The 11,641-nt window shown below is 40.5% G+C and carries 12 protein-coding genes and 1 pseudogene; 11 read left to right on the forward strand and 2 right to left on the reverse strand.

The genetic code is table 11. The annotated features are described in order from the left end of the window. Positions 1 to 19: 19 nt before the first annotated feature. From AMD01_RS02920 to AMD01_RS02930, 3 genes are all read left to right on the forward strand, one after another. Positions 20 to 985, forward strand: coding sequence for a LacI family DNA-binding transcriptional regulator (locus AMD01_RS02920; RefSeq protein ID WP_053399881.1), 966 nt, complete (start codon positions 20 to 22; stop codon positions 983 to 985). Positions 986 to 1,272: 287 nt separating this feature from the next. Further along, positions 1,273 to 2,187 (forward strand): oxidoreductase, encoded by a 915-nt coding sequence (locus AMD01_RS02925; RefSeq protein ID WP_053399882.1) that lies wholly within the window; start codon positions 1,273 to 1,275, stop codon positions 2,185 to 2,187. Between the two features lie 80 nt (positions 2,188 to 2,267). Beyond that, on the forward strand, positions 2,268 to 2,996 hold the full coding sequence (locus AMD01_RS02930; RefSeq protein WP_425415104.1) for an esterase/lipase family protein: 729 nt from the start codon (positions 2,268 to 2,270) through the stop codon (positions 2,994 to 2,996). On the opposite strand, the gene AMD01_RS02935 is transcribed toward AMD01_RS02930, so the two are convergent. Beyond that, entirely contained in the window at positions 2,986 to 3,738 is a 753-nt protein-coding gene (locus AMD01_RS02935) for a TrmB family transcriptional regulator (RefSeq protein ID WP_053400105.1), read from the reverse strand. The two genes, AMD01_RS02930 and AMD01_RS02935, sit on opposite strands and share 11 nt — an antisense overlap. A 142-nt stretch (positions 3,739 to 3,880) precedes the next feature. Here AMD01_RS02935 and AMD01_RS02940 point away from each other — a divergent pair, with 142 nt between their 5' ends. The 8 genes and pseudogenes from AMD01_RS02940 (at position 3,881) to AMD01_RS02970 (ending at position 11,300) form a co-directional block, all read left to right on the forward strand. Next, positions 3,881 to 4,642, forward strand: a complete 762-nt coding sequence (locus tag AMD01_RS02940; RefSeq protein WP_053399883.1) for a TSUP family transporter — start codon at positions 3,881 to 3,883, stop codon at positions 4,640 to 4,642. A gap of 102 nt (positions 4,643 to 4,744) precedes the next feature. After that, positions 4,745 to 5,920, forward strand: a complete 1,176-nt coding sequence (locus AMD01_RS02945) for an oxalate decarboxylase family bicupin (protein WP_053399884.1) — start codon at positions 4,745 to 4,747, stop codon at positions 5,918 to 5,920. 57 nt (positions 5,921 to 5,977) lie between these two features. Further along, positions 5,978 to 6,127, forward strand: a complete 150-nt coding sequence (locus AMD01_RS24405; protein WP_169775923.1) for a hypothetical protein — start codon at positions 5,978 to 5,980, stop codon at positions 6,125 to 6,127. Between the two features lie 103 nt (positions 6,128 to 6,230). Beyond that, positions 6,231 to 6,698, forward strand: coding sequence for an 8-oxo-dGTP diphosphatase (locus AMD01_RS02950; protein WP_053399885.1), 468 nt, complete (start codon positions 6,231 to 6,233; stop codon positions 6,696 to 6,698). Positions 6,699 to 6,751: 53 nt separating this feature from the next. Next, positions 6,752 to 7,405, forward strand: coding sequence for an MOSC domain-containing protein (locus tag AMD01_RS02955; RefSeq protein ID WP_425415105.1), 654 nt, complete (start codon positions 6,752 to 6,754; stop codon positions 7,403 to 7,405). Positions 7,406 to 7,975: 570 nt separating this feature from the next. After that, on the forward strand, positions 7,976 to 8,410 hold the full coding sequence (locus AMD01_RS02960) for an STAS domain-containing protein (RefSeq protein WP_169775924.1): 435 nt from the start codon (positions 7,976 to 7,978) through the stop codon (positions 8,408 to 8,410). Positions 8,411 to 8,739: 329 nt separating this feature from the next. Continuing rightward, positions 8,740 to 8,940 carry a cold-shock protein gene (locus AMD01_RS02965; RefSeq protein WP_053399888.1) on the forward strand — a complete coding sequence of 67 codons (201 nt, stop codon included), beginning with the start codon at positions 8,740 to 8,742 and terminating at the stop codon, positions 8,938 to 8,940. Between the two features lie 263 nt (positions 8,941 to 9,203). Further along, a pseudogene (locus AMD01_RS02970) lies at positions 9,204 to 11,300 on the forward strand (thioredoxin domain-containing protein). 36 nt (positions 11,301 to 11,336) lie between these two features. Here AMD01_RS02970 and AMD01_RS02975 read toward each other — a convergent pair. After that, the gene (locus AMD01_RS02975) at positions 11,337 to 11,588 is read right to left on the reverse strand and encodes a hypothetical protein (RefSeq protein WP_053399890.1); all 252 of its coding nucleotides are present in this window, start codon (positions 11,586 to 11,588) and stop codon (positions 11,337 to 11,339) included. Positions 11,589 to 11,641: the final 53 nt, after the last annotated feature.

Consider the following 11,641-nt stretch of genomic DNA (forward strand, 5'->3'; position numbering starts at 1 on the left):
AAAGATAGGAGAGAATGTATTGGTTAGCATAAAAGATATTGCGAAACAGGCGGGAGTTTCTATTTCGACTGTTTCATATGCATTAAATGGCAGTACAAAGGTGACAGAAGAGACGTCTGCACGTATTTTAGCCATTGCGAAAGAATTGAATTATATTCCAAACGCGGCGGCACGCTCGTTAAAGAAGCGTGAAACGAAAATTATTGGCGTGTTCTTAACGAATTATAGCGGTGCGTTTTATGGAGAGCTTCTTCAAGGAATGTCCGAGGCGCTAGGTGCTCACGGATATGAACTGATCGTGTGCAGTGGAAAAGAGTCTCACCGTTTCTTGCCAGAAGGAATGATTGATGGTGCTGTTGTATTGGATCAAACGTTTTCAAGCACTGATTTGCTAACTTTTGCAGAACGTGGTCACAAATTAGTTGTGATGGACCGAGAGCTTGCACATGACAACATTAAGCAAGTTCTTCTTGATAACAAAGCAGGGGCTACGCTTGCCATTGAGCACTTTGTAGAGAACCGACATAAAAAGTTGTACGCCGTAACAGGACCAAACGGTTCATATGATTCACAGCAGCGACTTGAAGCGGTTAGGCAGGAAGTACAGCGTTATCCTCATGTCTCATATCATGAAATTCAAGGCGGATTTGATAAACAATCGGGTGAAAAAGCAGCCAAAAGAATTATTGAAGAGTATACAGAACCGGTCGGTGTTTTTTGTTTGAATGATGAAATGGCGATTGGGATGTACAATTATTTAGCTAAAACTGATTATCAGGTTGGCGAACATATTCATATAATGGGCTTTGACAACATCGAGCTAACCCAATATACAAGTCCACGATTAGCTACGATCAATTATTCCAAGCGAAAATGGGGAGCTCTTGCAGCTGTCCAGCTCTTGCAGCTTATTCAACAGAAAGAAGTACATAATGAGCGAATCTACGTCACGCTTGTTGAAGGTGAGTCTGTTAGCGGAAAATAACGCTTTTAAAGCATAAAACCCTTAAAGTAAACTTTAAGGGTTTTATGCATGGGAACGAACCTAATGATAGTGTGAGCAATCACATCTTCCACTTATCTTGACTTAGTATTTACTAGCTTACTCGTTGCATTTTATTATATTGTTACAATATTTCTCTTGCAAACGTAAGTTAATAACACTTTCGCTTCATATAACAAAATCTATTAGACATACAGTTTTGCTTTCTACCATAATGATCAGTAATATAGAGGTTAAGATAAATGATGAAAAGTAGGAGTGGATTAAGAATGAGTCAAGGGTGGACAGTGGATAAGATAGGAGATTTGGCAGGGAAAGTCGTGATCGTGACAGGGGCAAGCAGTGGACTCGGTCTTGAAACAGCGTCTGCACTAGCAGCCAAGGGTGCGACGCTCATTATGGCGGTGCGAAACACAACAAAAGGTGAAGAGGCGGCAAATGTCATAAGAGAAACGCATCCGCACGCTGATTTGCAGGTCATGAAGCTTGATCTTAGTGATCTTGTAAGCGTTCGTACGTTTGCGGAAGAATTTAAAAATCAGTATAACACGTTGTCTATTCTCATTAACAATGCAGGCATTATGGTTCCACCGTTAAGTCTTACAAAAGACGGATTTGAGTCACAGTTCGGTACGAATCATTTAGGGCATTTTGCGCTTACTGGTTTGCTGCTAGAGAGATTAATTCAAACACCAGGCTCAAGAGTTGTCGCATTAAGTAGCTTAGCAGCGGACAGCGGCAAAATTCACTTTGACAATCTTGATGGTGCCAACGGCTATCGTGCTTTCCAGTTTTATGCGCAAAGTAAGCTTGCCAATTTATTGTTCTCACGTGAGTTGGATTATAAGCTAAAAGAACATGGAGTGGACGCTATAAGCGTAGCCGCTCACCCAGGCGTTTCCTTTACAAACTTAGCATCACGAAATTCAGGAAAGCAAACGAACAAAGTAGTGGGCTTTTTATTTAAGCTAGTGGCACAGCCAGCGAGTATGGGGGCACTTCCAACCCTATACGCAGCAACAGAGCCTCTGAACGGCGGGGAATTTATAGGTCCAGATGGTAAAGGACGACGAAAAGGCTATCCGACGATCGATCAGACGATTGAAAAGCTATATAATCAGGATGTTTCAAAGCAATTATGGACGCTTTCAGAGGAATTGACGGGTGTCACATATACGTTTTAATGGAGATATGTGTATATATTTACCATATTCCTACTTTTCGATATAATAATAGAAATGGATTCCAACAAAAGGGGAATACAATGATGAAAAAATACGTTGTCGCTTTGTGTATAAGCATAGCATTATGCCTCAGTTCCATTTCTATTGCGGCAAAAGCAGAAAGCGTTCATAATCCTGTTGTATTTGCTCATGGAATAAGCGGGGCTTCGTACGACTTTACGTATATTCAAGCCTATTTAGTTGATCATGGCTGGAATGCTGAAAATATGTTTGCGATTGATTTTTCTGATACCGTTCTTGGAAGGAATTCAACTAACGGCCCTGAACTTGCTCAGTTCGTTGATGATGTATTAAAGGAAACGGGTGCTAATAAAGTTGACATTGTTGCACACAGTATGGGCGGGGCAAATACGCTGTTTTACCTAAAAAATCTAGGTGGTAACGGTAAGGTGGAACATGTTGTTACGCTAGGCGGAGCCAATCGCTTAGGAGCCACAGATATTATACAGGGATTTGATCCGTATCACCCTATTTTATATACGTCCATTTACAGCACAGGTGATCAAATTGTAGCCAATGGTCTATCAAAGCTAAAGGGTGCAGAAAACGTGGAGCTGCAAGGAATTGGTCACGTGAGCCTTTTGAATAACGAAGAGGTTAATCAACGCATTGTAGCAAGTTTAAATCGTGAGGTAACAAAAGAGCAAGTTGCTCGTGCAGAAGATAAGGAGCGGATGTTTCGTAAATTCCTTATCTTATGCAAGCAAGTTGTTGTTGATTTTACGCACCGATGGAAGGTTAATGAATAAAAAACGCTTTTCGTTCTTTCGTTATCCAAGCATCTAATTCATCCTGGTTTCGTTTAGCAAGACGATTTACTAATACATCATGCCAAACATAATCTTCTAATAGATGAATATGAATGGGATCATCGGTATAAAAGGCGAGATCCCGGTCGTTAACCGAAGGACCGTAAATCATTTCGTTTGAATCAATGGATAAGATAAACCAGCGCTCAGTGGAAGGAGCCTCCGTAAAGGTTGTAATGCGGTGAGGCTCTAAGTTTCCAGTGGGCTCTTCCACATGTAGCGTAATGCCTTGAATGGAAACGTCTTTACTCACTGCCTCTAATTCTGCTTTTAATAACTCATACATGTCATCCCAAACGGAAAGCACGATTCGCTTTGTTGCTTTTTGAATGAGGGAGGCACAGTAGCTAACAATACTTTGTTTCTCCTTCAGCGTCACAATTCGGTTATCGTCCCGACTCGTTTCTGTTTCAAGCTGCTTTAACGAATCCTCTAACACAACGTAGGTGGACTCCCAATCAGAGCGTGCTTTTTCTAAAAAAATAGCGACAGGTAGTGGTGAATAGCGAGTTTGTGCTTCAATTTCTTCGACCATCACAATTCCTTTTTCGCTTAAATTTCCTAACACGTCATAAATTCTTGAGCGCGGAATACCAGAGTCTTTGCTTACTTGATACGCACTTACGGGTCCTTGTTTTACAAGCGAAAGGTAAGCTTTGGATTCATATTCATTAAAGCCCATCTTTTTAAGCTGTTCAATTGTTTGTTTCACCGAATCCCTCCATATAGGATATTTTCTTCTTCCATTATGACAAAAAGCATTTACAGTTTGCAAATATTTAGTTACTATTTTAGTAGTGACTATAAAAGGAGGCTGTAAAACAATGCATCTAGATGCGTCTATGGTATTATTTTTGCTGTTCTTTGGCTTTTTAGCTGCTTTTATCGACTCAGTCGTCGGCGGAGGAGGATTAATTACGATTCCTGCTTTGCTTTTTACGGGAATGAGTCCCGCGACAACGGTTGCGACGAATAAGCTTGCAGGAAGTATGGGATCTCTGACAAGCACAATTATGTTTTATCGTTCAGGTACCATTGAATTAAAATCGGTATACAAATACTTTCCTCTTTCATTTATCGGTTCGATGATCGGCGCATGGGTCGTACATTTAATGAACCCCGAAGTGTTAAAACCGCTTATGCTTGTTATGTTGGTAGCTGTCGCCGTTTATACGATTATCAAAAAAGACTGGGGGAGTATCTCAGCTCCGAAACAGCTATCAACTTTCTATGTTCTTTTATTTACCTTCTTACTTTTCCTTATTGGCTTTTACGATGGTTTTTTGGGACCTGGAACAGGATCCTTTTTAATCTTTGCTTTTTTGCTTGTTGGGTTTGATTTTCTAAAAGCAGCTGGCAACGCGAAGTTTCTGAATTTTTCAAGTAATATTGCAGGTCTCCTAATGTTCATGTATTTAGGACAGGTGAATTATACATACGGTCTTATTATGGGAATTGCGCAAATTTTCGGCTCCATTGTCGGTTCTAAATTTGCCATTAAAAGGGGAAGTGGCTACGTTCGTACGTTGTTTATCGTTGTGACGGTCGTGTTATTTGCTAAAAACATTTATGATTACTTGTACTAAGTGAGTGAGATGCGTAGTGTGCTAGAAAAGGAGATAATTTAGGAAAAAGATTCATATATAAAAGAGAATCGCCTAACGAATGGTACAGAAGGGAGTAGCAGAATGAAAGACGATCAACATTCTTCTCATGATATACCTCAGCCAATTCGAAAAGACGGAGCAGGTGCAACAGATTTTGGTCCTCGTGATGTGATGCGAGACATGGAAAATCCGGATATGTTTGTCCCACCTGAAACGGATGAAGGGTTAATTCCTAATTTAAAATTTTCGTTTTCTGATACGCACATGCATTTAAATCAAGGCGGCTGGTCTCGTGAAGTGACGGCAAGAGAGCTTCCGATTTCGACTACGCTTGCGGCTGTAAACATGCGCTTAACGCCTGGTGGGGTTCGTGAGCTGCATTGGCACAAGCAGTCGGAATGGGCGTACATGATTTTAGGTCGAGCCCGCATCACGTCTGTTGACCAAGATGGACGAAATTTTATCGAGGATGTGGAAGCAGGAGATCTATGGTTTTTCCCGGCGGGCATTCCTCACTCGATTCAAGGATTAGAAGAGGGCTGTGAGTTTCTTCTTATATTTGATGACGGCCAGTTTTCTGAGTTTGACACGTTCTCCATTACGGATTGGTTTGCGCATATCCCAAAAGACGTCTTAGCGGCAAATTTTGGCGTTTCAGAAAGTGCATTTGCTTCTCTGCCCAAAAAAGAGCGCTATATTTTTCAAGCAACGGTCCCAGGGTCCATTGACAGCCAAAAAGTATCTGATCCGTATGGAACCGTTCCAAAAAGCTTTACATATCGACTTCTTGCGCAAAAACCGCTTGTGTTTTCGGGAGGAACGGTTCGAATTGTCGATTCCAAAAGCTTTCCCGTCTCTACCACTACAGCCGCCGCGCTAGTAGAAATAAAGCCTGGAGGAATTAGAGAGCTTCACTGGCATCCAAACAATGATGAATGGCAGTATTATTTAACGGGAACCGCTCGTATGACCGTATTTGCGGCGAACGGAGCAGCACGCACGTTCAATTATCGAGCCGGAGACGTTGGGTACGTTCCGTTTGCGATGGGTCATTATGTTCAAAATACAGGTAAAAAAAGCGTGTGGTTTTTAGAGGTGTTCAAAAGCGACCGTTTTGAAGACATTTCACTGAACCAGTGGATGGCGCTTACGCCGAAAGAACTGGTTCAGGAACATTTACACGCAAGTCCAGAGCTGATGAGAGCACTACGGAAAGAAAAATGGCCTGTTGTAAAGGAGAATGACAAGCTTCTTTAATAAGTAGGTGTTTTATTGTATAATATGGTAATTCTAGCTGTGAAGGAGCTTATAAACATGTTCGTTTTCAACATTATCCCGCTACTCATTTATTTTATTCCGATTGTTTTTATCGCATGGTTTTTAGTGAAATTTCTTAAGGCACAGCAGGAACGAAATGTGTTGTTAAAGAGAATTTCGGAAAAGCTAGATAGGCTTGACGGATAGACGAGGATTTCTCGTCTTTTTTGTTTTTATTAAAAAGCATTACGCTAAAGTGTAAGATTGCTATAATATGAGACGTACAGTGAAATCGAGAGAAGGGGTAAAAATGACGAAAGTAGATCTATACACGATGTGTTTAGTACAAGACGGTGATCATGTGTTGCTCATCAATCGGCCAAGTGAGCGAGGGTTTCCGGGTTACATTGGACCAGGAGGCAAAGTGGATTTCCCAGAAAGCCCAGCAGAGGCAGCTATTCGCGAGGTTTTTGAAGAGACAGGTCTTAAAGTGAAAAAGCTTATATACAAAGGACTGGACGAATATGTAGATCCAAATAAGGACTACAGGTATATGGTGTTTAATTATATTGCAACATCATTCCAAGGGGAGCTTCTTCAACATCCTCCTGAAGGCGAATTACATTGGGTGCCGATTACAAAAGCGAAACATTTGCCGATGCAGGATTGGTTTAAGAAACGGTTCCCGCTCTTTTTCAACGAGGGAACGTTTGAGGTTCATGTCGAATGGAGTGAAGAGAAGCAAGGGCCAGTGAAGGAGCTTCTTCAGCAACTATAAGTACATAGGGAATTAGAATAATAGTAGAGAGATCGTATAAAGGAGAGAGTATAGTGAAGATCAAACATTTAGCAATCGGAACAGCAAAAAGCTTTACGTGTGCGGATGGAAAAGAAATCAAAACAGGTATATGCAAGGAGCGTGTGTCAACGAGCTTTCTAGCAAAAGAGGGATTTAGAGGAGACGGAGTAGCCGATTTAAAACATCACGGCGGGGCTGACCGAGCTGTTTGCATCTATCCATATGAGCATTATGAACAGTGGCAGAAAGAGTTTTCAACAACGCTTGCTTCTGCAGCATTTGGAGAAAATATAACAGTCACAAATATGCTGGAAAAAGACATCTACATTGGAGACGTCTTTCAAATAGGTGATGCGGTCGTTCAAGTAACGCAGCCACGTGTCCCTTGTTCGACCATTACGAAGCGAACAAACGTAGATGGATTGCTAAAACGAATTGTTGAAACTGGTTACACTGGCTACTTGTGTCGAGTGTTGCAAGAAGGCGAAATCTCAGAAGATGCGACGATTCATCTCGTACAAGCTCATCCAGCTAAGATATCTGTCGCTTATTGCAACGACATCTATTTTCACCAGCCTAAGAATACAGAAGGAATGGAGAAAATTCTAGCTGTAGGAGAGCTTGCGGAGAAATGGAGAAAGCCGGTAGCAGAGCGTTTGGACAAGCTTCGAATTGTGATTTCGTAAAATGAGTGGAGAAATCAAAAAGAGTGATTGACCGCTAGTGAACATTAAAAAGATAGGTAGTTTATTAAAAAGCTAAATACTCAAGGCTGCTATGAATTAGATTTCGGTTATATCATTCTTCTATAAAATGAAGGAAATATGTTAATAATTGCTGGTTAATCACTTTAAATTGAACGTTTAATAGATCAACTTCGTGAAAGGCCCGATTTGAATACGTTTGTTCCTAATCCTAAAGCTATAATGAGCAACTTCAATTTTTGGCAAGGTCTATTTTGTATTCTAGCTCAATCATTGCTGCACAACTACTGGCTTAGTGTGATAATTGGCAAATGAAGATGTGATCTGCTCGTCATTAGATAGATAAACAAGCTCTCTTTTAAAGCTAATTTTTCTCCCTAGGTAAAGGAAATTGTTCAAAATGTTACGTATCACGATACTCCTCTCCACCTCATCATGAGCGAGTTTATGAAAAATCGAGAACTTTATTTTATCTTTCTTGATACATACTTTTCCCGACATGCAGACATTACCCCATCATTAGAAATGAAATATCAACGGTTAGTTACTAAGATGTTTGATATCGTCATCTGTACCATTGCCAAAGAATCTCATGAAGCTATGCAGCTAAGCTTAAAAACACAACGAAAAACTATTGATGAGTTAAGTGCTCCCGTTATTAGTCTGAAAGAGTGCGATATTGCACTGTTACCGCTCATAGGAACGATTGATGAAAGACGAGCTCAGGTTATTTTAGAATCTACATTAGAACGTTGTACCAGAATGCAAGTGAAGAAACTGTATATTGATCTGTCGGGAACAATCATTGTAAGTAGCGTAGTTGGTCACCATCTTTCGCAATTAATTGGTGCGCTAAAAATGATCGGAATTGAACCAATCCTTTGCGGAATACGAGTAGAGGTAGCAAGAAATGCGATACAGCTTGGATTTGTATTTAAAGGAATTAAAATAAAATCGAGTCTTTCTCAAGCCATTACTATTTATTAATTAGGACCTTTAAAAAAGAGCTCTTACTAATTTTATTATTGGGATAGATCAAATGGAGTTACTGTTCTTCAACGTTCGAGGCGTTAGTACCTGTTCTATATGTGTCGTGTATAGGTGTTTGGGCAGAAGATGAACAGATGAAGATTTTTGAGTTATTAAATTTTCCAGTATTGCTATTCATCCCACTATAGGTTACGCTAAAGATAACTTATTCTTGTTCGGTATATTGTGAAAAGAAAAAACGAATTAAATGGTTTGATCTTGAAATGGTGTGCTTGAACAATAGTGGTAATATATTTGTGGAATATTCCACAGCAGGAGGAAACAGTATGGCACAAGGTACAGTAAAATGGTTTAATGCAGAAAAAGGATTCGGTTTTATCGAAGTTGAAGGCGGAGAAGATGTATTCGTTCATTTCAGCGCTATTCAAGGTGAAGGTTATAAATCATTAGACGAAGGTCAAAAAGTGACGTTTGACATCGAGCAAGGTCAACGTGGAGCACAAGCTGCTAACGTTCAAAAAGCATAATTGAAAAGACTCCTGTATAGGAGTCTTTTTTTTTTAGAGATTATAATAAGCGATTTGTTGCAGACGTTGTGATTGTAATTTTTTGATTTTCCAATTCGGTATCACCTCTGAAAGATTTCAAAGATGATACGAAGGGATTTTGTATATTCTAAGTATCTTCCAGAAGTTTATATCTTTTGATTAATAAAAATTAGTGTTCTAACATTAGAAGGGGTAATATTTAATTAGGTAGCTACACAATAAAACTAAAGGAAGTGATAGATATGTTTGAAAATAAACATAAATATACAAATCGATTAATACATGAAAAGTCACCTTATCTTTTACAACATGCTCATAATCCTGTTGACTGGTTTGCGTGGGGACCTGAAGCGTTTCAAAAGGCTAAAAGGGAAGGCAAGCCGGTATTAGTGTCAATTGGCTATTCCTAGCCTTCGGGCTATACGATGAAATAGAGGATGATTATATCTACATGTCATTGGTGTCACGTCATGGCGCACGAAAGCTTTGAAGATGAAGAAGTAGCAACGCTCCTTAATGACCATTTTATTGCTGTTAAAGTAGATCGAGAAGAACGACCGGACGTTGATTCGATTTATATGAAAGTATGCCAGATGATTACTCAACAGGGGGGATGGCCGCTTAATGTGTTTTTAACACCTGATCAAAAGCCTTTTTTCGCCGGTACATATTTCCCTAAAACAAGCATGATGAATCGCCCTAGGTTTATGGATGTTCTTCAACAATTATCAACGCGTTTTGAGGACGATCGTGATCATGTCGAGAACGTTGCAAACAATATTATGCGAGGCTTGAAGCAGAACTTGCACGTTTCATCGGATCAAACCTTGTCACCTTCCATTTTACATAAGACGTTTCAGCAGCTTGCGGGAAGCTTTGACACCGTATACGGCGGATTTGGACAAGCACCGAAGTTTCCGACACCTCATATGCTCACATTTTTACTTCGTTATTACAGATGGAGTGAAAATGAAAATGCTCTCTACATGGTTAGAAAAACGCTCGGAAGTTTAGCGAACGGTGGGATTTACGACCACATCGGGTCTGGGTTTTCACGCTATTCGACAGATCCACAGTGGCTCGTTCCTCATTTTGAGAAAATGCTTTATGACAATGCCTTGCTTATTCATGCTTATACAGAAGGTTATCAAATGGTAAAAGATATGCGCTACAGGGATATTGTAGAGGGTATGGTGACGTTTTTAGACCGTGAGATGACGGGAGAGCAAGGGGCTTTTTACTCGGCCATTGATGCAGATTCTGAAGGAGTGGAAGGAAAGTATTACGTGTGGAGCAAGGAAGAGATTGAGCGAATTTTGCCTGAACGAGAAGCAAAAATGTTCATCGATGTGTACAACATTCGTGATGAAGGAAACTTTGAGGGAGCGAATATTCCACACCTCATTTACACCGAGATCGAGAAAAAAGTAGAGCGCTACGGAGACAACTTGTTTTCTAGACTAGAAGATGCCAAAAGCTTACTGTTAGCAGAACGAGAAAAGCGGATCTATCCGCATGTGGACGATAAAATCTTAACGTCTTGGAACGGATTAATGATTAGTGCACTAGCAAAGGCAGGTCGCGTCTTTGAACGGAATGACTACATTGCACGGGCGGAACGTGCTCTAGCATTTATTGAAGACAAGATGATTCTAAACGATCGCTTAATGGTACGCTACCGAGACGGTGAGGTAAAAGAAAAGGGATTTGTTGATGACTATGCCTATTTGCTGTGGGCTTATATGGAGCTTTATCAAGCAACGCTGTCAGTGGATTATTTAGAAAAAGCACAAAAATTGAGCAACGAGCTATTTCATCTCTTTTGGGATAAAGAGCACGGTGGTTTTTATTTTAGTGCGAAAGACGGCGAGGAGCTCATTGCCCGTGAGAAGGAAAGTTATGACGGAGCGCTTCCATCAGGAAATGGTGTAGCGGTTACCCAGCTGCTTAAGCTAGCGAAGCTAACAGGCGATCAAGAAACATTGAAAGCCGTCCACAGAATGTTTCAAACGTTTGAGCGTGAAGTAACAAGTTATGGAAGTGGACATGCTCAGTTTTTACATGCGTTTCTCGAGCTGCAAATGGATCATCGTGAAATTATTATACGCGGCTCAAAGGACGACCAGGGTGTTCGAGATCTTGTTTCAATTTTACAAAAGGAATTTCTCCCAGAAGTGGCGTATCTTGTAGTAGAAGAAGGAGACGAGAATCGCTTACCTCTTCTAGAAGACTATCCGTTTGTCAAAGGGAAAACGACGATCTACAACTGTGCTAATTTTGCATGTGAGCGACCGACGCATGATGCGAACGTAGTTATTAGTCAGCTACTGCAAAAATAAAAGAAAACCAGGCCCATCTGTGAGCCTGGTTTTCTTTTACGTAAGCTTATGATGCTCAGCGAAAGCTTGAAACATTTGTTCATCTTCAACCAATCCACAAGCCGCACATTGAATTCTGCGCTGTGGTCCTTGATATGGTTTATGAAAAGGGTGCACGTTGTCGCTCGTATATGTTTCTTCTACATCTCCTGTACGGGGATCGAGTTTCACGGAAGTCGCGACTTGTTCGATCACGTTGAATCTCGTTCGGTTGGTTTTGCAGCTTGGGCATAAATACGCCGTTGCCATATCGATTCACTCCTTACATAATGATTTCATTATTACCTTATCCAATTGTAGGA

Origin of the sequence: Priestia koreensis (assembly GCF_001274935.1) — a bacterium.
Lineage (GTDB): Bacteria > Bacillota > Bacilli > Bacillales > Bacillaceae_H > Bacillus_AG > Bacillus_AG koreensis.